The sequence below is a fragment of the Micromonospora sp. DT15 genome (genome assembly GCF_049841475.1).
In the GTDB taxonomy this organism is placed as follows: Bacteria; Actinomycetota; Actinomycetes; order Mycobacteriales; family Micromonosporaceae; genus Micromonospora.
This window is the reverse complement of record NZ_JBNCKJ010000012.1, coordinates 46,145-72,074: the sequence shown is the minus strand read 5'-3', so window position 1 is coordinate 72,074 and position 25,930 is coordinate 46,145. Positions and strand designations below refer to the sequence as shown.

General features: G+C 71.2%; 19 protein-coding genes and 2 pseudogenes. 7 read left to right on the top strand and 14 right to left on the bottom strand.

From position 1 onward, the window contains the following. Positions 1-482 precede the first annotated feature (482 nt). The 3 genes from ACLQ3F_RS24950 to ngcE form a co-directional block, all read right to left on the bottom strand. Entirely contained in the window at positions 483-1,382 is a 900-nt protein-coding gene (locus ACLQ3F_RS24950; protein WP_357194346.1) for a carbohydrate ABC transporter permease, read from the bottom strand. Further along, positions 1,379-2,287, bottom strand: coding sequence for a carbohydrate ABC transporter permease (locus ACLQ3F_RS24945; protein WP_425851730.1), 909 nt, complete (start codon positions 2,285-2,287; stop codon positions 1,379-1,381). Before ACLQ3F_RS24945 ends, ACLQ3F_RS24950 begins: the two co-directional genes overlap by 4 nt. 64 nt (positions 2,288-2,351) lie before the next feature. Beyond that, positions 2,352-3,767: an N-acetylglucosamine/diacetylchitobiose ABC transporter substrate-binding protein gene (gene ngcE, locus ACLQ3F_RS24940; protein WP_357194352.1), complete on the bottom strand. Its 1,416-nt coding sequence runs from the start codon at positions 3,765-3,767 to the stop codon at positions 2,352-2,354. Positions 3,768-3,961: 194 nt separating this feature from the next. Between ngcE and ACLQ3F_RS24935 the strand changes: the two genes are divergently transcribed. After that, the gene (locus tag ACLQ3F_RS24935) at positions 3,962-5,410 is read left to right on the top strand and encodes an acyltransferase family protein (RefSeq protein WP_425851729.1); all 1,449 of its coding nucleotides are present in this window, start codon (positions 3,962-3,964) and stop codon (positions 5,408-5,410) included. Here the strand turns inward: ACLQ3F_RS24935 and ACLQ3F_RS24930 are convergent. From ACLQ3F_RS24930 to ACLQ3F_RS24915, 4 genes are all read right to left on the bottom strand, one after another. Continuing rightward, on the bottom strand, positions 5,382-6,869 hold the full coding sequence (locus tag ACLQ3F_RS24930) for a CoA-acylating methylmalonate-semialdehyde dehydrogenase (protein ID WP_425851728.1): 1,488 nt from the start codon (positions 6,867-6,869) through the stop codon (positions 5,382-5,384). The two genes, ACLQ3F_RS24935 and ACLQ3F_RS24930, sit on opposite strands and share 29 nt — an antisense overlap. Further along, positions 6,866-8,164: an aspartate aminotransferase family protein gene (locus ACLQ3F_RS24925; RefSeq protein WP_425851727.1), complete on the bottom strand. Its 1,299-nt coding sequence runs from the start codon at positions 8,162-8,164 to the stop codon at positions 6,866-6,868. Before ACLQ3F_RS24925 ends, ACLQ3F_RS24930 begins: the two co-directional genes overlap by 4 nt. A 165-nt stretch (positions 8,165-8,329) precedes the next feature. After that, entirely contained in the window at positions 8,330-9,160 is an 831-nt protein-coding gene (locus tag ACLQ3F_RS24920) for a hypothetical protein (RefSeq protein WP_425851726.1), read from the bottom strand. Between the two features lie 31 nt (positions 9,161-9,191). Beyond that, positions 9,192-10,064, bottom strand: coding sequence for a hypothetical protein (locus ACLQ3F_RS24915; RefSeq protein WP_425851725.1), 873 nt, complete (start codon positions 10,062-10,064; stop codon positions 9,192-9,194). An 87-nt stretch (positions 10,065-10,151) separates the two neighbouring features. Between ACLQ3F_RS24915 and ACLQ3F_RS24910 the strand changes: the two genes are divergently transcribed. After that, positions 10,152-11,120, top strand: coding sequence for a hypothetical protein (locus tag ACLQ3F_RS24910; protein ID WP_425851724.1), 969 nt, complete (start codon positions 10,152-10,154; stop codon positions 11,118-11,120). Positions 11,121-11,182: 62 nt separating this feature from the next. On the opposite strand, the gene ACLQ3F_RS24905 is transcribed toward ACLQ3F_RS24910, so the two are convergent. Then, on the bottom strand, positions 11,183-11,866 hold the full coding sequence (locus tag ACLQ3F_RS24905) for a Tat pathway signal sequence domain protein (protein ID WP_425851722.1): 684 nt from the start codon (positions 11,864-11,866) through the stop codon (positions 11,183-11,185). A gap of 409 nt (positions 11,867-12,275) precedes the next feature. Here ACLQ3F_RS24905 and ACLQ3F_RS24900 point away from each other — a divergent pair, with 409 nt between their 5' ends. The 3 genes from ACLQ3F_RS24900 (at position 12,276) to ACLQ3F_RS24890 (ending at position 14,337) form a co-directional block, all read left to right on the top strand. Next, the gene (locus tag ACLQ3F_RS24900; RefSeq protein ID WP_425851721.1) at positions 12,276-13,013 is read left to right on the top strand and encodes a TetR/AcrR family transcriptional regulator; all 738 of its coding nucleotides are present in this window, start codon (positions 12,276-12,278) and stop codon (positions 13,011-13,013) included. A gap of 183 nt (positions 13,014-13,196) precedes the next feature. Then, positions 13,197-13,826: a DUF6230 family protein gene (locus tag ACLQ3F_RS24895; RefSeq protein ID WP_425851720.1), complete on the top strand. Its 630-nt coding sequence runs from the start codon at positions 13,197-13,199 to the stop codon at positions 13,824-13,826. Between the two features lies 1 nt (position 13,827). Continuing rightward, the gene (locus ACLQ3F_RS24890) at positions 13,828-14,337 is read left to right on the top strand and encodes a DUF6114 domain-containing protein (protein WP_425851719.1); all 510 of its coding nucleotides are present in this window, start codon (positions 13,828-13,830) and stop codon (positions 14,335-14,337) included. 1 nt (position 14,338) lies between these two features. Here the strand turns inward: ACLQ3F_RS24890 and murD are convergent, their stop codons facing one another. After that, positions 14,339-15,685: a UDP-N-acetylmuramoyl-L-alanine--D-glutamate ligase gene (gene murD / locus ACLQ3F_RS24885; protein WP_357194381.1), complete on the bottom strand. Its 1,347-nt coding sequence runs from the start codon at positions 15,683-15,685 to the stop codon at positions 14,339-14,341. Positions 15,686-15,767: 82 nt separating this feature from the next. Here murD and ACLQ3F_RS24880 point away from each other — a divergent pair, with 82 nt between their 5' ends. Next, entirely contained in the window at positions 15,768-17,120 is a 1,353-nt protein-coding gene (locus tag ACLQ3F_RS24880; protein WP_425851718.1) for a hypothetical protein, read from the top strand. Positions 17,121-17,269: 149 nt separating this feature from the next. Here the strand turns inward: ACLQ3F_RS24880 and ACLQ3F_RS24875 are convergent. From ACLQ3F_RS24875 to ACLQ3F_RS24860, 4 genes and pseudogenes are all read right to left on the bottom strand, one after another. Continuing rightward, a pseudogene (locus tag ACLQ3F_RS24875) lies at positions 17,270-17,704 on the bottom strand (PucR family transcriptional regulator); the annotation flags it as partial. A gap of 140 nt (positions 17,705-17,844) precedes the next feature. Then, positions 17,845-19,060, bottom strand: a pseudogene (locus ACLQ3F_RS24870) (PucR family transcriptional regulator ligand-binding domain-containing protein); the annotation flags it as partial. A 105-nt stretch (positions 19,061-19,165) separates the two neighbouring features. Beyond that, positions 19,166-20,617 carry an argininosuccinate synthase gene (argG, locus tag ACLQ3F_RS24865; protein ID WP_357194390.1) on the bottom strand — a complete coding sequence of 484 codons (1,452 nt, stop codon included), beginning with the start codon at positions 20,615-20,617 and terminating at the stop codon, positions 19,166-19,168. 47 nt (positions 20,618-20,664) lie between these two features. Next, on the bottom strand, positions 20,665-21,486 hold the full coding sequence (locus tag ACLQ3F_RS24860) for a TrmH family RNA methyltransferase (RefSeq protein WP_393227216.1): 822 nt from the start codon (positions 21,484-21,486) through the stop codon (positions 20,665-20,667). A gap of 118 nt (positions 21,487-21,604) precedes the next feature. On the opposite strand from ACLQ3F_RS24860, the gene ACLQ3F_RS24855 reads away from it, so the two are divergent. Further along, positions 21,605-23,452: a thiamine pyrophosphate-requiring protein gene (locus tag ACLQ3F_RS24855; RefSeq protein WP_425851716.1), complete on the top strand. Its 1,848-nt coding sequence runs from the start codon at positions 21,605-21,607 to the stop codon at positions 23,450-23,452. Positions 23,453-23,519: 67 nt separating this feature from the next. Here the strand turns inward: ACLQ3F_RS24855 and ACLQ3F_RS24850 are convergent, their stop codons facing one another. Further along, a complete protein-coding gene (locus ACLQ3F_RS24850) occupies positions 23,520-25,718 on the bottom strand; it encodes a transglycosylase domain-containing protein (protein ID WP_425851714.1) in 2,199 nt (732 codons plus the stop codon). Positions 25,719-25,930: the final 212 nt, after the last annotated feature.

Below are 25,930 nucleotides of genomic sequence, written 5' to 3'. Positions count from 1 at the left end.
TGCCCCGCGCCTGACCTGCCCGCGGCGCACCCCGCGCCGCACTGCGCCCCGCACCCCGGCCGCCTCGCACCCCCGCCCGGCCGCGCGGAGCGCCCGGCCCAAGATCGTGCTCGAACCAGGATGTAGTGGCCTCACGCCGCCAGGAGGGGACTACATCCTGGATCGAGCACGATCAAGGGGTCCGCTGTGGCTCCACACATGCGCGGCGCGCCCCAACGCACGTGAACAGCCCTGGCCCGTCGCGACAAGGCCAAGATCCGCGCACTTTCGGTGAAACTGCTGCCTCGACACGGCGTGAGGCAGCAATTTCACCGGAGTTGCGCGGATCTTGGGGGCGGGCCGGCACCGAGGGGCGGCCCGGGGTGGAGCCGGCCCGGGGTGGAGCCGGTCGGTGAGCGAGTCGGGGTGAACGAGTCGCGTGGAAGGTCGTATCGGCCTGCGGGTGGGGTGATCGGGATCGGTCAGCGGTGGCTAGGTTGGTTCTACTTGAGCTGCCCTGCGGTGAGGCCCGCCTGCACCTGCCGCTGGAAGGCCACGTAGACCGCGAGCACCGGGAGCACCGCGATACTCAGTCCGGCGAAGAGCCGGGCGTAGTCGCCGGCGTACCCCTGGCTGACCGACAGCGCGAAGAGCCCCTGCGCCAGCATCCACTTGGACTCGTCGCCCTGCAACAGCACCTGCGGTAGCAGGAACTGGTTCCAGTGGCTGAGGAAGTTGAAGATCGCCACACTGATCAGTCCCGGACGTGCCATGGGGAGCATCACCCGGAAAAAGAGCCGGAAGTGACCGCAGCCGTCGACCAGTGCGGCCTCCGCCACCGAGTTCGGCAGGGTCCGGAAGAACGCGGTCAGGAAAAACACTGTGAACGGCAGCGAGTAGGCCGCGTACACGAGGATCAGCCCGAGCCAGGTGTTGAAGAGGCCGGCGTTGCGGACCACGAAGAAGAGCGGTACCAGGGCGAGGAACACCGGGAACATCAGGCCGCCGACGAACAGGTAGTAGACGACCTGGCGACCGCGGAACTCGTACCGGGCGAAGACGTACGCGGCGGTGGCGCCCATCAGCATGGTGAGGCTGACCGAGCCGGCCACCACCACCAGGCTGTTGAGGAAGTACCGGCCGATGTGCGCGCCGGTCCAGGCCCGCACCCAGTTGTCCAGGTGCAGCGCGCCGGGCAGCCCCCACGGGTCGGCGAGGATCTCACCGTTGGTCTTGAAGGAGCTGATGAACATCCACAGCAGTGGCAGCACGGTGAGCAGGCCCCAGAGCAGCAGGAAGCCGTGCGAGAGGGCGTTGGCCACACCGAGTTCCCGGCGTACCGGGCGGTCCCCGCTGGTGACCGGGGTCGGGGCGGTCGCGGTGGGCTGATCCAGAGTGGTCACGAGTACTCGATCCGTTCGCGCCGGCCGACCCGCAGCGACAGCACCGCCACCGAGAGGGTCAGGAAGAACATCACCACGCCGATCGCCGAGGCGTAGCCGAACTTGGTCTCGCTGCCGAAGGCGGTGTCGTACATGCGTACGCCGATCACGTCGGTGGAGAAGTTCGGCCCGCCGTTGGTCATCAGCTGGACGAGGATGAACCCGTCCAGGGCGAAGATGGCCAGGTAGACCCAGGCGACCTGGACGGTGTCCCAGAGCAGCGGCAGGGTGACCCGGCGCAGGGTGGTGAACCGGGACGCGCCGTCGAGCAGGACGGCCTCGTAGATCTCCTTCGGCACTGCCGACATCGCCGCGCCGAACAGCACGACGTAGAAGCCGACGTTGCTCCAGACCATCACCGCCAGCACGCACCAGAAGGCGGTCGCCGGATCGCCGAGCCAGGTCGGCGCGGGCAGGCCGAGGCCGTGCAGAGCTGTGGTGAGCAGACCCTTGTTGGGGTGGTACACCTCCTTCCACAGCAACGCGATGATCACCACGGAGAGCACCTGCGGGAAGAAGTAGACGGTGCGGTAGAGCGCGCCGCCGCGTACGCCGGTGACGCCGGCACTGCCCTTGCGCCCACCCATGGCGAGCATGGTGGCGAAGAACAGCCCGAGCGCGATGGTGAGCACCGGCACCAGCCCCAGCAGGATCGCGTTGTTCTTCAGCGCGTTCCACACGTAGTCGTCGTGCCAGAGGGCCTTGAAGTTGGCCAGACCGACCGGGTTGGCGTCGGCCGAGTAGCCGAGCCAGTCGGTGGTGGAGATCTGGAACGCCTGGAGGTACGGCGAGACGACGAAGAACACGTACAGCAGCACCGGTGGCACCAGGAACGTGACGATCAGCGGCCACTTGCCATGTTTCACGAGAGGGACCTCTCCGTTGGGGTACGGCCGGTGGGGGCGGACCTCTCCCCCACCGGCCGGGCGGTCAGGCCGCTCGCTTGTACTTCTTGATCGAGCTGTCCTGGGCGATCGAGTCGGCGCCCTTCTGGCACTGTTCGAGGAACTCGGCGGGGCCGATCCGGCCGCTGAAGAACTCGCCGCACGCGGCGTCGACGAGGTTGCGTTCCAACTTGCGGTAGAAGCTGTTGTAGACCCAGTTGAAGCCGTTGGCGCCGGACGCGTCGAGGGCCTTCACGACGGTGCTCAGCCCGTACGGCAGCTCGACGCCCTCGGTGGCACCGGCGACCACGGTGAGGCTGGCGACCTTCTTCGTGAAGTCCTGGGCGCCCTTCTTGGAGAGCATGGTCCGGAAGTACTCCAGGCCGCCGGCGACGTTGCGGGCCTTGGCGGGCACCATGAACGGTTCCCCGGCGGTTCCCCGGATCGCCTCGAACGGCAGCTTGTCGCCGCTGCCGAGGCTCGGCGTCGGCGCGATGGTCATGTTGAAACCGGCCGGGGTGACGTCCTTCTGCTCGCTCTCCAGCCAGGATCCGCAGGAGATGAAGGCGGCCTTGCCCTGACACCAGGCGGTCTGCGACTGCTTGTGGTCCAGGCCGGGCGAGCCGTCCAGGATGTACTTGTCCTTGACGATCTGATGCCAGGCGTCGGCGGCGGCGCGCATCGAGTCGGACTTCCAGGCGTTCGGCTCCAGGTTGTCGATGGCGGTCGCCACCGACGGGCCGCCGAACTTGATCGCCGTGGAGATCAGCGGCCAGCTCATGTAGCGCGGGTGCAGGCCGGCGTACGTCCAGGGGGCGATGCCGGCGGCCTTGATCTGCTTGCAGAGCGCGATGTGCTCGTCCCAGTTCTTCGCGTACGACCAGCCGCGGTCGGCGAAGAGCTTGGCGGAGTGCCAGATGCCGTAGGCGGTGTAGGTGTAGTTGAGCACCAGGAACTTGCCGTCGTAGGAGCCGACCTCGACCGCGCCGGGCAGCAGGGTGTCCTTGACCGTCTTGCCGGGGATGTCGAGGCTCGGGGCGGCCAGCAGTTCGTCGAGGCCGGCGAGGGCGTTCTGGCTGACCAGGCCGTTGAAGTCGATCTGGCTGGAGCCGGAGTTGTTGACCACGTCGGGCGGGGTGCCGTCGACGAAGCGCGGCTGGAGGGTCTTGCTGATCTCCTGGGTGGAGGAGTGCTTGATCTTCGCCTTCGGGTACTTCTCGGTGTACATGGCCTCGTGGGCCTTTGCGTACTCCTCACCGAACCCGCCGCCGAAGATCACCACCTCGAGTGGGGCGTCCTCCTTCACGCCGAGCGGGTTCTCGGCGCTCTTGGTGCCCCGGTAGGTCTCGGCATCGTTCTTGTCACCGCCACCGCTGGTGGCGCAGCCGGACAGCAGACCGGCGGCGGGGGTGGCCAGGAGGCCGGCGGCGGCGCTGCGCCGCAGGATGTCACGCCTGTTCATGGGTTCTCCTCGGGTCGGGTCGGGCGGATCGCCGGTCTTGTGGGGGGAGGCGTCCACCGCGCGAGGGGCGGTAGTTCTCTTCAGTTAATGCTCCGTTGCTGAAGAATTTCTACGACAGCCGGGCTCGGACTTCAAGTCCTGACTGTCGAACCGTTATCACCACCAGCCGTCATCAGGTCGCCTAGCCTGAGGCGATGCGCCGCCTGCGCCAGCTGGCCGAGCACACCCCGGCTGGGCGGGAGCGATATGTCGACCTGCTCCGCGCACTCGCCATCACCATGGTCGTTTTCGGACATTGGGGCGTCACGGCGATCGGGCGCGACTCCTCCGGGCAGGTCACCGGGCACTCCGCGCTCGGCGACCTGCGCTGGGCGTACCCGCTGACCTGGCTGGCCCAGGTGATGCCCGTCTTCTTCCTGGTCGGGGGCTACGCCAACGCCGCCTCGTTGACCCGCCTGCGGGCCCGCGGCGGCGACGCCGCCGGGTGGCTGATCGACCGCAGTGCCCGCCTGGTCCGCCCCACCAGCACGCTGCTGCTCGTACTCACCGCCGGGGCGGCGGTCGCCTGGCTGCGCGGCACCGACCCCACCAGGATCCGCGAGGTGTTCTGGTTCGCGACCATTCCGCTGTGGTTCCTGGTCGCCTACCTGGCTGCGGTCGCGCTCACCCCACCGATGTACGCGCTGCACCGTCGCTTCGGTCTGACCATCCCGCTGACACTTGTCGCCCTGGTCGGCCTCGGCGACCTCGGCCGGCTCACCGGGCCGGAGGCGCTGAGCTACGGCAACTACCTCTTCGGTTGGCTGGCCGTCCACCAGATCGGCTTCGCCTGGCACGACACCCGGCAGACGCCGCCGCCCGCCGCCGGGCCGCCGGGCGACACCGCCGCGACCGCCTCGGAAGCCGGCCCGACGCCCGCCGCCGGGCCGTCGGCCCACGACCGTCCGGGGGTACGCCGCTGGCGACGACTGCCCACCTCGCGGCGGGCCGGACTGGTGTTCCTGGCGGGCGGCCTGGCCACGGTGCTGCTGCTCACCGGGCCCGGCCCGTGGCCGGTGGCCATGCTGCACGTGCCCGGCGAGCGCCTGGACAACGCCGCGCCGCCCAGCCTCGCGCTGCTGGCCGTCGCCGCCGGCCAGCTCGGTCTGATCCTGCTGCTGTCCGGCCCGGCGGAGCGCCTGCTGCGCCGCACCGGCCCCTGGTCGCTGGTGATCGGCGTCAACCTCGTGGTGCTCACCGTCTTCCTCTGGCACCTGACCGCCGCGATCCTGCTGATCGGAGTGCTCGACGCGATCGGGGCGCTGCCCACCCCCGCGGTCGACAGCGCCGCCTGGTGGGCCTGGCGGGTGCCGTGGTTGCTGCTGCTCAGCGCCGTTCTGGCGGTGCTCGTCGCCATCTTCGGCCGGGTGGAGGCGCGCAGCGGCCGGCATCGCACCGGGCGTCGGACCGGTCGAGGCACGCCAGCCCGAACGGCCTCGACGGTGGCCGCCTACGCCGCCGTGGTGGCGGCGCTGCTGCTCAACAGTGCGACGGCCTCCCGCGCCCCGGAGCCGCTCGGCACACCCGTCCCGGCACTGGTGGCGTACCTGGCCGGGGCGGGCGTGCTGCGACTGCTCAGGTCTGGGTGGGGAACCCGAGGTTGACCCCGCCGTGCCGCGGATCCAACCAGCGGCTGGTGACGACCTTGCCCCGGGTGAAGAACCGCACCCCGTCCTCGCCGTGCGCGTGCAGGTCACCGAAGAGCGACGACTTCCAGCCGCCGAACGAGTGGTACGCCATCGGCACCGGAATGGGCACGTTGATCCCGACCATGCCCACCTCCACCTCGTGCTGGTAGCACCGGGCCGCCCCGCCGTCGTTGGTGAAGATCGCCGTGCCGTTGCCGTACGGGCTGGCGTTGACCAGGTCCACCGCCTCGTCGTACGAGTCGACCCGGACCACGCTCAGCACCGGCCCGAAGATCTCGTCGGTGTAGATCGACATGTCCGGGGTCACCCGGTCGAACAACGTTGGGCCGAGCCAGAAACCGTCCGGGTCGCCGTCCGGCGTCACGTCCCGCCCGTCCACCACCGGCACCGCGCCGGCGGCGACACCGGCGTCCACGTAGGAGCGCACCTTCGCCGCGTGCGCGGCGGTCACCAGTGGGCCCATGTCGCAGCCCCGTCGGCCGTCGCCGGTGCGCAGACCGGTCACCCGCGCGGCGATCCGCTCGACCAGCGCGTCCGCCACCGGCTCCACCGCCACCAGCACCGAGATGGCCATGCACCGCTCCCCCGCCGAGCCGAACCCGGCATTGACCGCCGCGTCGGCCGCCAGGTCCAGATCGGCGTCCGGGAGCACCACCATGTGGTTCTTCGCCCCACCGAGCGCCTGCACCCGCTTGCCGGCGGCCGTGCCACGTTGGTAGACGTACCGGGCGATCGGCGTGGAGCCGACGAACGACACCGCCCGCACCTCCGGGTGCTCCAGCAACGCGTCGACCGCCTCCTTGTCACCGTTGACCACGTTGAGCACCCCGTCGGGCAGGCCCGCCTCAGCGAACCAGTCGGCCAGCAGCAGCGCCGCGCTCGGGTCCTTCTCGCTCGGCTTGAGCACCACCGCGTTGCCGCAGGCCACAGCCACCGGCACGAACCACAGCGGCACCATCACCGGGAAGTTGAACGGCGAGATCACCGCGACCACGCCGAGCGGCTGCCGGATGGTGTACGAGTCGACCTCGGTGGACACGTTCTCGCTGAACGCGCCGCGCAACGCCGACGGCAGGCCGCACGCGTACTCGATGACCTCCAGGCCGCGCTGCACCTCGCCGGCGGCGTCGGCGAGCACCTTGCCGTGCTCGGCGGTGATCACCTCGGCGAGCCGGTCCCGCCGGGCGTGCACCAACTCGCGGAAGGCGAACAGCACCGCCGACCGCCGGGCCAGCGACGCGTCCCGCCAGGCCCGCGCCGCGCGGGCGGCGGCCTGCACCGCCACGTCGACGTCAGAGGTCGAGGCCAGCTCGACCTCGGCGGTACGCCGACCGGTCGCCGGGTCGAACACGTCGCCACGCCGCTGCGACGTGCCGTCGACCCGCTTGCCGTCGATGAAGTGACCGATGCTCATGCCGCCACCCCCGCGGCCGAACGGATCGCGTCGACGAGGATCGCCAGGCCCTCACGGGCCTCCTCCTCGGTCAGCGTCAACGGTGGGCCCATCCGCAGCACGTTGCCGTGGAGGCCGCCCTTGCCGGTCAGCAGGCCACCGTCCCGGGCGGCTTCGAAGACCCGGTTGGTCAGCGCCGGATCCGGCTCACTGCCGCCCGGCCGGACGAACTCGACGCCGAGCATCAGCCCCTTTCCGCGTACCTCGGCGACGCAGTCGAGCCCGCCCACGGCGGACCGCAGGCCGTCGGCGAGGATCGCGCCGACGCGGGCCGCGTTCGCCTGGAGGTCGTGCGCGATCAGGTAGTCGAGCACCGCGTTGCCGGCCGCCGTGGAGATCGGGTTGCCGCCGAAGGTGGAGAAGCTGATGGCCGGAACCGCCTGGAGCACGTCGGCCCGACCGACCACCCCGGCCAGGGCGAACCCGTTGCCGATACCCTTGGCGAAGGTGAGCAGGTCGGGAGTGACGCCGTGCGCCTGGTAACCCCAGAAGTGCTCCCCGGTACGCCCCCAGCCGGTCTGCACCTCGTCGGCGATGAACAGGATGCCGTGCTCGTCGAGGACCTTCTTCCAGCCGGCGAAGAGCCCGTCCGGCGGGTGCACGAAACCGCCCACGCCCTGGATCGGCTCGGCGATGAGCGCGGCCACGTCGCCAGCGGTCTGGGTTGCCAACACCTCGCGCAGGTCCTCCACCGCCGCGTCGACCTGCTCGTCGGCGCTGAGCCGGGCCAGCAGACCCCGCACCCGGTCACCGGAGTGCAGCCAGGCCACCTGGAGGGGGTTGAGGCCGCTGGCCGACCAGGTGCGGTTGCCGGTGACGCCCATCGCGGCGAACGATCGGCCGTGGTAACTGTTGCGCACGGCCAGGATCTGGTGCGAGCGGCGGTGGTTGGTGGCCACCAGCAGCGCCGCCTCGTTCGCCTCGGTGCCGGAGTTCGTGAAGAACACCCGGGCGTCCGGGATGCCGGAGCGCTGGGCGATCTTCTCGGCCAGCTCCACCTGTTGACGGATCAGGTAGAGCGTCGAGGTGTGCACGATGCCGGTGGCGAGCTGCCGCTCGACGGCCTCCCGGATCTCCGGGATGTCGTACCCGATCATGTTGGTCAACACGCCGCCGAAGAAGTCCAGGTAGCTGCGCCCCTGCGCGTCGGTGACCCGGCGGCCCGAGCCGGAGACCAACTCGATCGGCTCGGCGTAGTACAACGGCATCCAGGACGGGAGCACTGCCCGGTGCCGGGCCAGCAGGTCGTCGGTCATCGTGGCAACCCTTCAGCGGCGTTCGTGGATACCGCACGCTCCCACCGCCGGCCGATGCGAACAACTGTCAGCCTGTAGCGCATGGACGTCCCGACCTGACAGCACGTCAACGCTTTCCACGGCACCGGGCAGCTTTCACTGCTGTTCTGCGCATCAATCGCGGCATCACTCCACTCGATCCGCACCTTGGCCGGCCGGTAGGTGTGGTGGCTCGGTCGCCGGCCGCAACGCCGTCGGCGGGCAGCTCGCCGCTCCCCCGTGCGCAACCTGGCGAGGGCGCAACGGCAGGTGCAGGGCGGCGGCGACCACCGCGAAGGCCGCCCAGCCGACGCCCAGCGCCGCGGCTGACGAGACGTCCTGAAAGTAGTGGTACGCGGTGAGGAAGCCGACCAGCGCGAGGCTGTTGCGGGCGAAGTGCCGGCTGAACTCGGCCAACTGCCGGCGGGCCTCGACGGCGACCAGCACCCCCGAGTACGGGAACGTCACCACCATGCCGCGCAGCACCGCGCCGAGCAGTGCGGTCAGGACCGCCCCCACGAAGATGACCACCAGCTTGAGCAGCACCGGCAGCCCGTCCGGCCGGGTCTCCGCGACGGTGACCGTCTCCTGCGCGCAAGCCCCACGTCGGCGGGCGCGGCGGCGCAACCACAGGATGGCCGCCAGCCAGAGCACGAGCGTGCTGGCGAGGGCCACCTCGAACGGGATGTCGACGGCCAACAGGCCGGCGCTCAGCGCCACGTAGGCGGCGATTCCCGCGACGTCGGCGAGCAGGATCGGCCACCGCCACCGCTGGTGGGTGACGGCCACTGTGACGAAGAAGAGGTTGAGCCCGAGCACGCCGAGCACCTGCGCGCCGTCCACCCGGTACCCGGTGGTGACCAGGGCGAGCGTCATCGGCAGCGGCAGGCTGTAGACCAGCGCGCGGAGCCGGACGGAGCGGATCACGCTGACCGCCCAGACCACGGCCGTCACCAGCAGGACCGCGCTCCACGTCATGGCGCACCCGCTCCCGCCCCGGTGAGGGCCGTCAGTCCTGGAAGGTCGCGGCGTTCGCGCAGAGGTCGAACACGCGGGTGAGTCGAGCGACGTCCGTCCGGTTGACCGAGAACTGGTTCTCGCCGATCTCGCCGTGCGCGGTCATGTGGGCCTCCCAACAGCTCGACCCGTCCCAGAGCGTCAAGTTCACATGCAGGTGCGGACTCACCACCCCGAGAGGCAGCAGACCCACCCGCGCCCCGGCCGCGCGCTGCATCTGCACCAGGGCGGACAGGTCATCGGTCAGCGTGGCGTAGACGAACACCCGCGTGATCTGGACGCCCCGTTGCAGAGCGTCCAGGTTGGCCTCCCAGTAGCGCCGGCCGATCTCACTGCGCCACCAGCTCAACTCCCCGCTCACCCGGGGCATCACGTTGGTCAACCCGTCCAGCCGGCGTACGCAGGCCCGGGTCGCGCCGACCAGATCCTCGTCCTCGTCACCGCGCCGGATGATCCGACCGTCCGCGAGCTGCTCGGCCTCCAGCCGGAACTGCTCGTAGCGCCGCTGCGCCTCCACCGCGACCCGGGTGCCCGCGTGCTGTTCGGCCGCCTCCCGCATGGCCCCGGCCAGCTCCGTTGTGGTGCGGACCAGCCAGGGCGGCCCGTCCAACAGGGTGCGCAGGTGGAAGCGGCGCTCCGCGCGGGCCAGTGAGTCGACGAGCAGCGAGATGGTGATGCCCATCAGGCCGGCCAACAGCGACTCCACCCCGGAGGCGGCGTTGCTGAGGTCGAGCACGACGCTGAGGAAGATCGACAGCGTGATGCCTACCAACGCCACCGGGTCGGTGTGCGCCACCAGACGAACGAAGCCCGCGCCGGAGCCGCCACCCTTCCGTAACCGCTGACGGGCCACGTCACGAGACATCGAGATCCCCCCATCAGCGGCTCCCGCCAGCGTAGACAGCAACCACAACCAGCTGCCCTGACGCGGCTGGCCGGTAGCATCCGGCAGGTGCACAGAGCGGACGGGCCACCGTCGACCGGAACGGACGACGAGCGGATCACGGCGGACATCCGGGCCTGGGTCTGCTCCACCCCGATCCGCGGCCTGGTCGCCCACTTCGGCGGCACCTGGCCCGACGGCGACCTCACCGACGTGCTCCGCTACCTCGACGACTTCTCCGCCCGTCACTGGGACTTCCGCGGCGGCCGGGAACGGCCCGACGCCCGGGAGCCCGACCTCGACCCGGCCACCGCGACCCTCGTGCTGGACGCGGCTGCCGCGCTCCGGCTGATCCATCCGGTGCCACCGGCCCGGTCGGCGTACGCCCACCTGGTGGTGCTCGGCGGCCTGGCGCACGCCTGCGTACGCCGCGTCGGCTACGCCGCGCACCTGCTGCGCGCGGGCCTACCGGTGAGCGGCGAGGTCGCCGTCCTGGGCAGCTTCCGACCGCTGTCCGAGTGGGAACGCGCGACGCTCGCCGACGCTGGCCTGCCGGCCGAGGACACCGAGGTGGACGTGCTGGACTCGGCGGTCCGGGGGGTGTTCGGGGTGGCCGCGCCGGCGGAGCAGGACGGGGTCGACGCCGGCCATCCGCACCATTCCTGGTCGTCGCGGACCTACCGACCGGACGGGCTGCCGCCGATCCGGGTACTGGCCGCGCCGTCCAGCGAACCGGACCAGCGGCGTGCCCACACCGCCGACACCCAGCGGTTCTGGGCCGGCCACGTCCGGCTCGCGCCGGGCGACGAGGTCATGATGGTCACCGCACCGATCTACGTGCCGTTCCAACACTGCGACGCGCTGCGCACCCTGGCCGTGCCGTACGGGTGCGAGATCGAGACCGTCGGGGTGGACCCCACCCTGGCCGACCTGGCCAGGCTGCCGGAGCAGACGCTCACCCCGGGGCGCTACCTGCAGGAGATCCGGTCGGCGATCCGCTCGATGCGCGCCCTGCACGCGGCGCTGGCCGCCGGCTGACCCGCGCACGGTCGAGGGCCGGCGCACGGTCTGTCGCCGCGCACCGGCCCGGTGGAACGTGGTCAGTTCACGTAGACGGCGGCGTTGCCCTTGCTGCTGTCGCGCACCGGCGAGTACGTCGCCGAGAAGTACGCGGTGCCGAAGCAGAGGGACGGGCCGGAGAACTTGGTGAACGGCTGGTTGGCGAAGGTGATGGAATTGGTGGCGTTGGCCGCCGCACCGGTGAGGCTGTTGGTGCTGGTCCGGTAGACGCAGGTGATCGCGCCGAGCAGCGAGTTCAGCACGACGGTGCTCTGGACCGGCGCCGCCGTGGTGCCGGAGATCTTGACGACGCCGGCGCTGGTGACGGAGGTGGCGTACGGCAGGTTGTTGAGGGCGATGCTCTGCACTCCGGTGGTGCCGAACACGTTTGTGGTGCAGGTGCCGAAGCTCTGGGCGGTGAGGCTCTCGGTGGCGGTGCCCGGGGCGGTCGGGTTGGTGAGCACCTTGGCGCTGAAGGCGGATGCGGCGCACTTGATGCCGGTGGTGCCCGAGGTGGAGTTGTAGAAGGTGGCGTTGGTGCCGGTCTTGAGGCTGGCCTGGATGACGTCGTTGACGGCCACGGCGGTGCCGCCGGCCGTTGGATAGGTCAGGACGTTGCCGGCGAGCGCGGCCGACGGGTCTGCGGAGGCTGGCGGGGCGGCTACGAGACCGGTCAGCAGCGCGAGGGCGACGAGGCTCCCGCCGATCTTTCCGTACCTGGGCATGGTGCTTCCTTTCGGTGGTGGGACGGGAACGAGCGGACCGCGCAGGCGGTCACCGCCGGGCGGGCACGCCGGGCGGCGATTGTGGCCGTCCGACGTGGACGGTGGTGGTGGAGGCGCCGGGTGAGGGCGCGGGTGAGGGGGGTGCCGCGGGTCAGCGGGCGGGTCGGCGTGGTGCACTGCGGCGTAGCCGCGTCACCTGTGCCTTTCCGGCATTGGGAGAGCGTTCGTGTTCGGCGATAATGACAGCCATCGAGCCCTCCTTCGACGAGTCGGGGTGACCAGCCGGGGTGATCACCAAAGGTGACGGGGAGCGAACTGAGCGTGAGGAAAGTTATAAACCCCGGAGGATCGCAAAGTCAACGAATCAAAGGGGGTCAATGAGTTGACCACGCAGAGCCACCCTCAGTCGGTGCCGGCGCCCTTGCCGGGCGCACGCCCGGGCCGTGACCCGGACCGCGCGATCAAGCGCGGCCCGCGACGGGTCTCCGCAGAGGTCGTGGCCGCCACCCAGCGCGACCGCCTCTTCGACGGGCTCGTGCACGAGGTGGCGACGAAGGGCTACGACAACGCCCGGGTCAGCGACATCTGCCACGCCGCCGGCGTGACCCGGCCAGCCTTCTACGCCCTGTTCACCGGCAAGGAGGATGCCTTTCTCGCCGCGTACCGGCACGGGATCGCCGTGGTGTCACAGCTGATGGAGAGCGCCTACCGCGAGGCCGGCCCGACCTGGCCGGACGCGGCACGCGCCGCGCTGCGCACCCTGCTGGAGGTGCTGGCGAGCGTGCCGGCGTTCGCCCGGATGGCGCTCGTCGAGGTGGACGCGGCCGGCCCGGACGCCCGCCGCGAGCGCGACGCGCTGCTCAACAGCTTCCGCCGGTTCTTCGCCGACGCCGGCCCGGGGCCGACGCTCGCCGAGGTGGGCCGCGAAGAGCTGGTGTCCACTGTGGTCGGCGGAATCTACGCCACCGTCCGGCAACGTGTGGCGCAGGGGCGGGCGGCGGAGTTGCCGCAACTGCTGCCCGTGCTCACCTACGCGGCCGTGGCGCCGTTCCTGGGCACCGAGGGCGCGGCTCAGGCGACCCGGCCGATAAGGCCGGACGACGGCCCGAGCACGACCGCGCCGTGCGCACCGGCCCACCACTCCTGATCGCGCGGTCGGAAACCGCAGCGGTTTTTCACTTTGGCCGCATTTAACAAATACCGCCCAAATGACTGCCACACTCCGTTGACCTGCCCTTTACTCGGCGGTAACTTCGGCTTTGCGCCCACCAGGCGCAGACCAGAGTCGCAATTCCCATTGTCGCCGATGAATGATCACGAGGGAGTCGCCATGTCGGAGGAGACCGCACCAATCGCACCCGACCCGCCGCGCGCCGGCGTGCGCTGGCGCCGGTTCGCCGCCACGTTCGGCGTCGTCATGGCGGGCGCCGCCGGCATGATCATGCTCACCGCCCAGGGCGTGCTGGGCGCGCAGTTCGCCATCTCCGGCATGCCGTTCACCGTCACCGCCGACAAGCTCACCGGCACCGGTTTCGAGCAGTTCGCCACCCTCGACCAGATGATCCCGGACAGCCCCAACCAGGGCGACACCGGCGGGCAGGTCCTGGTGATGGTCTCGGCAATCGACAAGGCGGAGCTGGCCAACCTCTGCCAGAGCATCAACCTCGGCGGCGTCTTCCTGAAGATCACCGCCGGCGGCGGCGACAAACCGGTCACCGCCCGGACCCTGGTGGTCGACGGCGACGAGATCGCCGGCAACGCCGCTTTCAAGAACATCGACATCGGGCAGGACGCCAGCACGCTCGACAAGGTGCCCGGCGTGAAGGGTAACCCCGGTGTCTTCTCCCAGCAGGCGGACTCGATCGTCATCGAGAATCTGCGGCAGAACAACTACGCCACCACCGCTGCCGTCTTCAACCTGCCCAACCTGCGCATGGCGTTCACCTCCGACGGGTGCTGACGTGAGCGCCGAACAACACCAGACGACGCCGGCCGTCCGCGGATCCCGCGGGCGGTGGCGCCGCTGGCGGCGGGCCCGCCCGTTCACCGCCGCCGTGCTGATCGCCCTCGGGGGCGCGGAGATGCTGGCGACCCTCCGCGCGCCGCTCGGGGTGCTGCTGCACATCGGGCCGCAGGGGCTCGCCGCGTACCTGGTACCCACCATCCTGGTGATCTGCGGGGTGCTGCTGATCACCACTCCGCAACAGCGGGTCTTCTACGCGGTGGTCACGCTGGTGCTCGGGCTGGTCTCCTGGCTGACCTCGAACCTGGGCGGCTTCGTGGTCGGGATGCTGCTGGCCCTGACCGGCGGGGCACTCGCCTTCGCGTGGACCCCGGACAAGGACCACCCTCCCACCCGGGCCCCAATGGAACCCGCGGCACCCGCTCCGCCCGAGGACGAGGACGCCGCCGACACCATGCTGCTGCCAGGGATGCAGTCACCGGACCCCAGCCCGGCCGACCGGGGGTGATTCAGCGGGCGGTGTCGGCGACCGCCTGCGCGAACACCTCGGAGCGGTGCTCGAAGTTGCGGAACCGGCCGTAGCTGGGCGCGGCCGGGGACAGCAGAACCACCCCGCCGGCCGGGGTCACCTCGCGGGACAGCCGGACCGCGTCCACCAGGTCGTCGACCAGTTCGGTACGCACCTTCGGCAGGCCGGCGAGCACCTCGACGATCCGGGTGCCGCTGTCCGGAATCCCGATCACGGTCAGCTCCCGCTCGGCCAGGTGCTCGGCCAACGGCGTGTAGTCCAGACCCCGGTCGTTGCCCCCGACGATCACCGTCAACGGCCGCCCGTCGTACGCGTCGATGGCGTGCATGGCCGCGTACGGGCTGGTGGCGAGGGTGTCGTCGACGAACGTCAGCCCGGACGGGTCGGTGATCTCGGTGAGCCGGTGGGCCAGCCCCTGGAACTCGGCGACCGCGATGGCGAGGTGGTCCTTACCGGCCACCACGTCCACGCCGAGCGCGTCAAGGACCGCGAGCGCGACGCAGAGGTTGCCCTCGTTGTGCCGGCCGACCAGCGGCAGCACCGCGCGCGGAAAGAGCGGCTGGTCGCCGAAGTGGAACCACTGCGTACCGTCGGAGCCGGTGGCGACGTGGGTGGTGTCGGGGCTTCCTGCGCGGACCGCCGGCAGCTCACCAAGCTCCGCCGCCAGCCGGGGATCGCCACCGTTGACCACGATCGTCTGCGGGTCGTGGGCGAGCAGGTTGAGCTTGTCCCGGTAGTACTCCCGCTCCCCGCCGTGCGCGTCCAGGTGCTCGGGGAAGAGCGCGGTGACCACCGCCACCCGCGGCGAGTCGGTGAGGTCGCTGCACTGGTAGCTGGACAGCTCCAACACGTACAGCTCCGCCTCCGGCAGGTCCAGGGTCGGCACGCCGATGTTGCCGCCGAAGACGTTCGGTCGCCCCATCGCGGTGAGCAGGTGACTGATCAGGCTGGAGGTGGTGCTCTTGCCCTTGCTGCCGGTGACCCCGACGGTGCGCGCGGCGTGGTCGGCCATCCACAACGCGGTGCCCTGGGTCACCATGACCCCGCGGCGGCGCAGCTCGACCAGCCACGGGTGGGTCTGGGGCACGCCCGGGGACCGGACCACCACGTCGGCGGCGGCAAGCCGTTCGAAGCCCGCCTCGCCGGTGACCAGCGGCGCCGCCTCGGCCAGGGGGCCTTCCCACGGCAGCGACAGGAAGTTCGCGCTGTCGTCCACGGCGACCAGGTCGGCGGGGCCGTGGGCGGCGATCGCTGTCACAGCGGCCCGGCCCTCCCGACCGGCGCCCCAGACGGCGACGGTACGTCCGCGCAGGTCAGACAGGCGCACTGGTGTCTCCTCGGGGGTCACGGCGGCGGCAGGGCGGGCCCGGTCCGGACACGGCCGGACGAACCAGGGCCTAGTATGGCGTGTGCCCAACGAGCAGCTCCGGCGGATGGACGCCTTCACCTTCCCGTCCTACTCGATCGACTTCGCCACCGGCGAGGTGTTGTTCGACTACGCCCTGACCGGCCCGGCCGGCGAGCAGCGGTTCACCGAGGTGATCACGCTCCCGCTGCCGGCGGAACCGCCCTCCGACGAGACGGTGGCGACCCTCAACCGGGTGCTGGAGGTGCTCCACCTCGTCGCCGGGGTCAGCTACTACAAGGCCGCCGCGCCGCCCCGGCTCGTGCTGCCGACGCCGTTGGGCGCGGCCACCGTCGACTACGTCACGGCCGTCTACACCAGGGGCCTCGCCGAGTACGCGTACCGCAACCAACTGCCGCACGTGCTCGACCTGCGCCCCGAGGTGCCAACCGGTGTGGTGGCGCCGGCCCGGGTGTACGACGACTCGGACCGTCGCCCGCTCTCCGCAGTCGGCGGCGGTAAGGACTCGATCGTCAGCCTGGAGGCGCTGCGCCGCGCCGAACTGGACCCGGTGCCATTCTCGGTCAACCCGAACCACGTGATCGTCGCCGTCAACGAGGCGTCCGGGCTGGTTCCCCTCGCTGCCCGGCGGCGCATCGACCCGGTGCTGTTCGACCTGAACGCCGCCGGCGCGCTGAACGGGCACATCCCGGTCACCGCCATCAACTCCCTGATCGCGGTGGCCACCGCCGTCCTGCACGGGCTGGGCCCGGTGGTGATGTCCAACGAGCGTTCGGCATCCGACCCGAACCTGGTCTGGAACGGCCACGAGATCAACCACCAGTGGTCCAAGGGCGTCGAGGCGGAGGGGCTGCTGCGGGCGTCGCTGGCCGAGCACGCCGGCCTGACCGACCCGTACTTCTCCCTGCTGCGTTCGCTGTCCGAGCTGCACATCGCCCGGCTGTTCGCCGAGTTCACCCGGTACGACGACGTGGTGACCAGCTGCAACCAGGCGTTCAAGCTGCGCGACGCGAGCGAGCGCTGGTGCCGGGACTGCCCGAAGTGTCGCTTCGTCTTCCTGGCCATGGCGCCGTTCATGCCGCGGGAGCGGGTCACCCACATCTTCGGCGGCGACCTGCTGGCCGACGAGTCGCAGATCCCCGGCTACCGCGAGTTGCTGGGCGTGGACGGGCACAAGCCGTTCGAGTGCGTCGGTGAGGTCGAGGAGTCGGTGGTGGCCCTCGGCCTGCTCGCCGAGCAGGAGCAGTGGCGCGACGCCCCGGTGATCCAGGCCCTCGTCGACGCCGTCCCGGAGACGGCCTGGTCCTCGGTGGCCCACTCGGACGTCTTCACCCCCGGCGGCCCCAACCACATCCCCCCAACCTACGCAAAAGCCCTAAACGCCCTAGCAACCTAACCCCACCCTCTTCCGGGTCGATCATGGAGTTGTGGTGGCCGTTGTGCCCCTGATCGCGACATTTGTGAGGCACCACAACTCCATGATCGACCGGTTCGGGCGGGGTTAGGCCGGGCCGGCGTGAGGGGGGTGGGGGGAGGGCGCGGGGGTTACGGGGTTCGGACTGCGTCCAGGGCCAGCAGGGCCACGTGTAGGGAGAGGGCGGCCTCTACCGAGTCGAGGTCCACGTCCAGGACGCGGGCGATGCGGGCCAGGCGTTCGTAGAAGGCCGGTCGGGACAGGTGGGCGGCGGCAGCGGCTGCGGACTTGTTGCGCCCCTGCTCCAGGTAGGCGCGCAGGGTGTCCAGCAGCCGCTCCCTCGGGTGCCGGGCGTCGTACTCCAGCAGGGCGCCGAGTTCGCGTTCCACGAACGTCTGCAGGCGGGGCTCGTCGCGCAGCAGGTGCAGCAGACCGGCCAGCCCGACGTGCGGGAGCCGGAAGATCGGCAGGTCACGCCGGTCCCGTCGGGCCGCCTCGGCGACCTGCCGTGCCTCCACGAGCGACCGGCGGGCCTCCCGCAGGGTGCTCACCCCGGACCCGGCGGCCACGATCACGGCACCCGGACCAGCACCCCGGGCCCCCTCGACACCCACCCGAGCGGCCTCGACACCGGGAGCCGCGCGGGACGGCTCCGCGCCCGAGGATGAGCGGGACACCTCGACGCCGGGTCCCGTCCGGCCGGCGCCGGCGTCGAGGCGTACCTGGCGAAGGGCGCTGGCGAACGCGGACAGCGCGCGGTCCTCGGCGGCCGGGTCTGGCAGGGCCAGCAGCACGCCCACCGAGTTGTCGTCGACGGCGCTGGTCAGCGCGGTCAGCTTCGCCTCCCGCAGGGCCTGGCCGACGGCCTCGGAGAGATCACGTAGCCGGGCCTGGCCGGCCTCGGGGCCGACTTCCCCGGCGGGGTCGTCGGCGCGGTGCCGGACCATCACGCCGACCAGGTGCCGCCGGTCGAGCACCACGCCGAGCGCCTTGGCCCGCAGTCCCACCTCGTCCACCGGGCGGGAGTGGTCGAGCAGCGCGGTGAGCAGGGTGCGGTGGATCTGCCGTTCCAGGCCCTCGGCGTCGCGGCGGATCAGCCGGCCCAGCGCGAGGGTGGACGCGGCCCGCTCGATCAGGATGGTGAGCCGGGTGGGCGAGCCCGCGCTCGGCTCGACGGCCTGGGCGCTGGGCACGTCGCCGCTGGCCGGCCAGCGCAGCAGCAGCCGACCCCAGTCCTGCCCCCGGGCGCCGACGGTGGTCACCAGCCAGCCGCTGTCCGGGTCGTACGCGGTCCGCCCGGCCGGGCGGATCCGCCGGGAGTGCTGCTCCCAGCCGTCCAGCAGCAGCTCTGCGCTCTCCCCCGCCGGGTCGTACCCGAGCACCTGCCGGGACAGGTTCTCCAGCACCACCGGGCAGCCGGACAGCTCGGCGGTCTGTCGGATCACCTCGGCGGCGTCGGCGCCCTCCACGGACAGGTCGTTGAACCGCTGGTGGATCTCCTCGGTGGCGCGCAGCTCGGTGAGCTGCGCGTCGACGATCAGCGCGTGCACCGCCTCGGTGATCCGGACGAACGGGGTGGCCCGGCGCAGCTCCACCAGGGGCAGCCCACGCCGCTCGGCGGCGGCGGCCATCACCCGGGGCACACCGCTGACGTACCGGCGGCCCAGCTCGACGACGAGCCCGGAGACCCCGACGTCGGCGAGATCGCCGATGAACGCCCGCAACCCGGCGTCGTCCCCGGGCAGACCGATGCCGGTGGTGAGCACCAGTTCGCCACCGCCGAGCAGGGTGGCGATGTCCGGCACCTCGGCGACGTGCACCCAGCGGACGGGTCGGTCCAGCCCCTCGTCGCCGGCGACGACGCGTGGCGCGCCGTGGCGGACCGGGCCCAGGGCGAGGACCTCACGGACGGTAGGGAACACGGCCGCCACGCTACCGTCCGTGACGCCGGATCTCGAACAGCGGCCGGCGACGCGAGCCGGGGCGGCGGCGTGGGCTGCCCCGGCCTGGCGGCGTGGTAGAAGGGCTCAGTCGACGCCGAACTCCATCGCGGCGCGGTCGAGGGCCGCGTCCTCCGGCGAGGCGACGCCCCGGGACGCGATGGCTTCCGCGCCGCCCTCGGGCATCGCACCGATCAACCCGGTGGAGGCGGCCTGCGCGGCCCCGATCATCCGCTGTGGGTTTCCGCCGCCGACCAGCCCGAGGGAGGCGTACTGCTCCAGCTTCGACCGCGAGTCGGCGATGTCCAGGTTGCGCATCGTGAGCTGGCCGATCCGGTCCGACGGGCCGAACGCCGAGTCCTCGGTGCGCTCCATGGACAGCTTGTCGGGGTGGTAGCTGAACGACGGGCCGGTGGTGTCCAGGATCGAGTAGTCCTCGCCCCGGCGCAGCCGCAACGTCACCTCGCCGGTGACCGCCGTGCCGACCCACCGCTGCAACGACTCGCGCAGCATCAGCGCCTGCGGGTCCAGCCAGCGGCCCTCGTACATCAGCCGACCGAGGCGGCGACCCTCGTTGTGGTAGTTCGCCAGGGTGTCCTCGTTGTGGATGGCGTTCACCAGCCGCTCGTACGCGTAGTGCAGCAGCGCCATCCCGGGCGCCTCGTAGATGCCTCGGCTCTTGGCCTCGATGATCCGGTTCTCGATCTGGTCGGACATGCCCAGGCCGTGCCGACCGCCGATGGCGTTGGCCTCCAGCACCAGGTCGACGGCGCTGCCGAACTCCTTGCCGTTGATCGTGACCGGGCGACCCTGGTCGAAACCGACCGTGACGTCCTCGGTCGGGATCTCCACCGACGGGTCCCAGAACCGGACGCCCATGATCGGGTTGACCGTCTCGATGCCGGTGTCGAGGTGCTCCAGGGTCTTCGCCTCGTGCGTGGCGCCCCAGATGTTGGCGTCGGTCGAGTACGCCTTCTCGGTGCTGTCGCGGTAGGGCAGGCCGCGCTCCAGCAGCCACTCGGACATCTCCTTACGGCCACCCAGTTCGGTGACGAAGGCGGTGTCGAGCCACGGCTTGTAGATGCGCAGCATCGGGTTGGCCAGCAGGCCGTACCGGTAGAACCGCTCGATGTCGTTGCCCTTGAAGGTCGAGCCGTCGCCCCAGATCTGCACGTCGTCGGCGACCATCGCCCGCACCAGCAGGGTGCCGGTCACGGCGCGACCCAGCGGGGTGGTGTTGAAGTAGGCCCGACCGCCGGTGCGGATGTGGAAGGCGCCGCAGGTCAACGCGGCGAGGCCCTCCTCGACCAGGGCGGCGCGGCAGTCGACCAGGCGGCCGAGCTCGGCGCCGTAGCTGAGCGCACGACCGGGCACCGAGGCGATGTCGGGCTCGTCGTACTGGCCGATGTCGGCGGTGTAGGCGCAGGGAATGGCGCCCTTGTCGCGCATCCACGCGACCGCGACCGAGGTGTCGAGGCCGCCGGAGAAGGCGATGCCGACACGTTCGCCGGTGGGCAGGGAGGTGAGAACCTTGGACACGGGGAAAATTATGCAATAGAACGCATGGCCATGCAAGCCGATGCGGTCTACCCGCCGTCGACCGGCGCGTCGTCGCGCCCCAGCTCCCAGAACGCCACCGCCGCCGCGGCGGCGACGTTCAACGAGTCCACGCCGCGCCGCATCGGAAGAACCACCCGCACGTCACTGGCGGCCTGCGCCGCATCGGTGAGGCCCGGCCCCTCGGCGCCGAGCAGCAACGCGGCCCGCTCACGCTGCGCCGGGGTCAGCCGCTGCATCGGTACGGCGTCCGGCGCGGGCGTCATCGCGAGCACCGTGAAGCCGGCCTCCCGTACCTGGTCCAGGCCGTCGGGCCAGCGGTCGAGTTTCGCGTACGGCATGGCGAAGACCTCACCCATGCTGACCCTGACGCTGCGCCGGTAGAGCGGGTCGGCGCAGGTCGGCGACAGCAGCACCGCGTCGACACCGAGCGCGGCGGCGCCCCGGAAGATCGCGCCCAGGTTGGTGTGGTTGTTCACGTCCTCCAGGACGACCACCCGGCGCGCGGTGGCGAGCACCTCGGCCGCCGTCGGCAGCGGCCGGCGGTGGAACGACGCCAGCACCCCCCGGTGTACGTGGAAACCGGTGGCCCGTTGCAGCACATCCTGGGTCGCGGCGTAGACCGGGGCGTCGCCGGTGTCCAGGTCGGCGAGCTGGTCGGCCCGCTTGGCGTCGACCAGGTACGACCGGGCCGGGTAGCCCGCGCGCAGCGCCCGGCGCAGCACCAGCTCCCCCTCGGCGATGAACAGGCCGTGCGGTGGTTCCCAACGGGTGCGCAGCTCGACGTCGGTGAGCGCCCGGTAGTCGGCGATCCGGTCGTCGTCGGGGTCGGTGATCTGGTGGACGGGCACCCGACGATTCTGCCGGACGCGGAGCAGCGCGCTCCGAGGCCCGCCCGACGAGGCGTTTTGTCCGAAGAAGAAGGGGAATGACCGGCAGGCAACGGACGTGACGGGAAGGACCAGCCAGGTGAGCGCAGACGACACCACCCCGGGCGAAGCGGGTGCCCTGCCCCGGCGTCCGACCGTCGCGGACCACATCGTGTCGCGACTGTTCAGCTGGGGCGTGCACCGCTACTTCGGCTACCCCGGCGACGGCATCAACGGCCTCACCTCCGCGCTGCAACGCACGAACGGACGAGCCCAGTTCATCCAGGTCCGCCACGAGGAGACCGCCGGCTTCGCCGCCTCCGCGCACGTCAAGTACGGCGGCGGTCCGCTGGGCTGCGCTCTGGTCACCAGCGGGCCGGGCGCCATCCATCTACTCAATGGCCTGTACGACGCGAAGCTCGACCACCAACCGGTGATCGCCCTGGTCGGGCACACCGCGACCACCGCCGAGGGCGGCGGCTACTACCAGGAGGTCGACCTGCTCGCCCTCTACAAGGACGTGGCGGCAGCGTTCCTGGCCCAACTCGACAACCCCGCACAGGTACGTCACCTGGTCGACCGGGCGTGCCGCACGGCGCTGGCCCGGCGTACCGTCACCGCCCTGATCCTGCCTCTCGACATCCAGGACGAGCCGGCTGTCCCGAACCCGCCCCACGCGCACGGCTACTACCAGACCAGCAACGCGCCGAGCAGCACGCCGACGGTGCCACCGGAGGCGGACGTACGCCGGGCGGCCGAGGTCCTGCGCGGCGGGCAGCGGGTGGCCATGCTGGTCGGCCAGGGTGCCCTCGGCGCACGCGACGAGGTCCGCGAGATCGCTGATCGGCTCGGGGCCGGCGTGGCCACCGCGCTGCTCGGCTTCACCGCCGTCGACCATCGCGAGCCGTGGGTGACCGGCGCGATCGGGCTGCTCGGCACCCGACCGAGCTGGCAGCTGATGAGCGGCTGCGACCGGCTGCTGATCGTGGGCAGCAACATGCCGTACTCGGAGTTCTACCCGCAACCCGGGCAGGCCCGCGCGGTCCAGATCGACCTGGACGGCACCCAGCTCGGGCTGCGCTACCCGACGGAGGTGAACCTGACCGGCGACGCCCGCCCCACGCTGCGGGCCCTGCTGAACGAGCTGGGCCCCGGCCCCGGGCCGACCGCCTGGCGGACGGAGGTCACCGAGGCCACCTCGGCGTGGCGTCGGGTGCAACACGACCTGGCCGAACAGGCCGCCGACCCGGTCAACCCGCAGTTGCTCTTCCACACCCTGAACGAACGGCTGCCCGACGACGTGCTGCTCGCCGTCGACTGCGGCACCACCACCGCCTGGTACGCCCGACACATCCAGGTACGCCCCGGCATGCTGGCCAGCCTCTCCGGCACGCTGCTGTCCATGGGCGGCGCCATGCCGTACGCGCTGAGCGCCAAGTTCGCCCACCCGGACCGGCCGCTGGTCGCGCTGATCGGTGACGGCGCCATGCAGATGAACGGCGTCAACGAGCTGATCACCGTGGCGAAGTACTGGCGCAGCTGGGCCGACCCGCGCTTCGTGGTGCTGGTGCTCAACAACCGGGATCTGGCGTTCGTCAGCTGGGAACAGCGCTCCACCGAGGGGACGCCGATGTTCCCGGACAGCCAGCAGTTGCCGGACATCGCCTACCACCAGTGGGCGGAGGTGCTCGGGCTGCACGGCGAGTTGATCGACTCACCGGATCAGGTGCGCGACGTCTGGGACCGGGCGCTCACCGCCGACCGGCCGGTGGTGATCAACGCCCTGGTCGACCCGGCGGAGCTGATGCTGCCACCGCACTTCACTGTCGAGCAGGCCCGCAAGACCGCCGCGGCGGTGCTACGCGGCGACACCGACTGGGCCGGAATCATCCGCCGCGGCCTCCCGTCGACGCTCGCGAGCTACCGCCCCCGCCGCCGAGACCGCTAACCCCACCCCGCGCCCCGCGCCCGGCCCGGCCCGGGGCGGGCGGGGGCGGGCGGGGTGGGGTGGGTGGTCAGCCGCGGCGGTCGAGCCAGCGTTGGAGGGCTGAGCGGGGGTCCTGGGTGGGCTCCTGCCGACGCTCCGGGACGGCGGGGCGCTCCACCGGGCGGCGCGCGTCGCCGGCCAGCTCACGGCTCGGTGCGACGAACGCCTTCTCCGGTTGGCCCTTCACGGCGGTGGCGATGACCCGGGCCACCGCGTCGATCACCTTGGTCTGCACCGCTGACCCCACCGAGTCGGCCGGGTCGTCCGGGTTCGCGGCGATACCGGCCACCGCGACCTGCGGGGTGAAGCCGACGAACGTCTCGGTGGAGTTCTGCTCCGAGCTACCCGTCTTACCAGCCACCGGTCGGCCGTCGAGGATGCCGTTCACACCGGTGGCGGTGCCGCCGTTGCACTGCCCGAACGCCGACTGCTGACCCACCGGGCAGCGCGCCGCGTCGGTCGCGGCACGGGCGACGTCCGCGTCGAGCACCCGCTTGCAGGACGGCTGCCCCACCGGCACCTTCGTGCCGTCCGCGCCAGTCACCGAGACCACCGGCACCGGCGTGCAGTAGGTGCCCTCGGCGGCCACCGTCGCGTACGCGTTGGCCAGGTCGAGCGGGGTGGTCGCCGCCACTCCCAGAGTGAACGAGCCCCAGTTCGCGGCGTTGTTCTTGGCGAAGTTGGCGTCCGAGTCGGCGCGGAACGTGATGCCGAGCCGCTGCGCCATCTGGACCACCTTGTCCTGGCCGACCTGCTCGGCCAGCCAGACGAAGTAGGTGTTCACCGAGCGGCCGAAGCCGTCCCACATCATCCGGTACCCGTCCATCCAGTCCGGGTTGGCGTTCGCCGGGCACCAGTGACCGTCACAGCTGCCCGACCCCTCGGCGGGGTACCGGGTGGGCAGCTTGGCGGGCGCGTCGAAACCGGTGGAGAGGGTACGGCCCGACTCCAGCGCGGCGAGCATGGTGAACATCTTGAACGTGGAACCCGCCTGGTATCCGTCGACGCTGGCTCCGCCGGAGATCAACGGGTTGACGGTGTTCGGGTAGTTCGCCTGCCCGGCCGGGTTGTCGGCGAGGCTGTAGTGCCTGTTGACCGCCATCGCCAACACCCGCCCGGTCCCGGGCTGGACCGCCGCGATCGGCAGGGCGCGCTTGTTGTCGTACCCGTAGACCTTTGTGGCCTGCTGTTGCGCGGTGGCCTGGATCTTCGGGTCCAGCGAGGTGACCACGGTGTAGCCGCCCGAACGCAGTGCCTGCTCGCGCTCCGCGACGGTCGCCCCGAAGGCCGGCTGGGTCAGCCACCACTGGCGCAGGTAGTCGCAGAAGTAGCCCCAGTCGTCGTGGCCCTGGGAGACGGCGGTGCAGCCGTTGGGCTGGGCGGTGGGGCGCAGGGCCAGCGGCTCGGCCTTGGCCTGGGCGGCCTGCGCTGCGGTGATCGCGTTGGTGGCGACCATCGAGTCCAACACGTACGACCGGCGGGTCAGCGCCTCGTCCTTGTCGCCGCTGATCGGGCTGTACGCGTCCGGGGACTGCACCAGACCGGCCAACAGAGCCGACTCGGCGAGGGTCAACTGCGCCGGAGGCTTGCCGAAGTACCGTTGGCTGGCCGCCGCGATGCCGTACGCGCCGGAACCGAAGTAGGCGATGTTCAGGTACCGGTCGAGGATCTCGTCCTTGCCGAGGCTCTTGTCCAGAGCGCTCGCGTACCGGATCTCCTGGATCTTGCGGCCCACTGTGGGATCGGTGGCGGCGGCGCGCTCCTCGGCGGTGCGGGTGGGGTCGGTCTTGAGCACGTTACGGACGTACTGCATGGTCAGCGTCGAGCCGCCCTGCTCGGTGCCGCCACCCTTGACGTTGGCCACCAGCGCCCGGGCCAGGCCGCGCAGGTCCGCACCACCATGGTCGTAGAAGCGCCGGTCCTCGGCCGCCACGATTGCCTGCCGCATGACCGGAGCGATCTCCGACAGGGGTACGTCGGTGCGGTTCACGTCGTAGAACGTGGTGATCAGCGTCTTGCCGTCGTTGGCGTAGAGGTACGAACGCTGCGGCGTGGCCGGGGTCTTCAGCGAGGCAGGCAACGCGGCGTACGACCCGAGCGCGGAGCGGGCGGTGAGCCCGAGCAGCAGGTTGCCCGGCAGTGCGGCGACTGCCAGGACGAGCCCGGCCAACACGCCGGCGAGCAGCACTGTGAACAGCCGCGACAGCGGCGAGCGAGGGGCGGCCATGCTCCCCAGGATTGCCACGAAAGCCGCCAACCGACCACCCCCACAGCCGGATTGTCAGCAACTTCACGGCCCCCCACCAGCCAATCCCCTGTCCCCGCCCCAACCCCGCACCCCCCACCCTGGTTGATCATGAAGTTATTGCCAGGACACGCCGAGGTCGCACGCAATAACTTCATGATCAACCGGCGCGGGGCAACCGGCGCGGGGCGGCG

Coding starts and splice junctions, on each gene's coding strand:
- ACLQ3F_RS24915 (WP_425851725.1), bottom strand. CDS start 10,064: ATGTCTCGTGACGTGGCCCGTCAGCGGTTACGGAAGGGTGGCGGCTCC.
- ngcE (WP_357194352.1), bottom strand. CDS start 3,767: ATGAACAGGCGTGACATCCTGCGGCGCAGCGCCGCCGCCGGCCTCCTG.
- ACLQ3F_RS24920 (WP_425851726.1), bottom strand. CDS start 9,160: ATGACGTGGAGCGCGGTCCTGCTGGTGACGGCCGTGGTCTGGGCGGTC.
- ACLQ3F_RS24935 (WP_425851729.1), top strand. CDS start 3,962: ATGCGCCGCCTGCGCCAGCTGGCCGAGCACACCCCGGCTGGGCGGGAG.
- ACLQ3F_RS24925 (WP_425851727.1), bottom strand. CDS start 8,164: ATGACCGACGACCTGCTGGCCCGGCACCGGGCAGTGCTCCCGTCCTGG.
- ACLQ3F_RS24850 (WP_425851714.1), bottom strand. CDS start 25,718: ATGGCCGCCCCTCGCTCGCCGCTGTCGCGGCTGTTCACAGTGCTGCTC.
- ACLQ3F_RS24905 (WP_425851722.1), bottom strand. CDS start 11,866: ATGCCCAGGTACGGAAAGATCGGCGGGAGCCTCGTCGCCCTCGCGCTG.
- ACLQ3F_RS24930 (WP_425851728.1), bottom strand. CDS start 6,869: ATGAGCATCGGTCACTTCATCGACGGCAAGCGGGTCGACGGCACGTCG.
- ACLQ3F_RS24895 (WP_425851720.1), top strand. CDS start 13,197: ATGTCGGAGGAGACCGCACCAATCGCACCCGACCCGCCGCGCGCCGGC.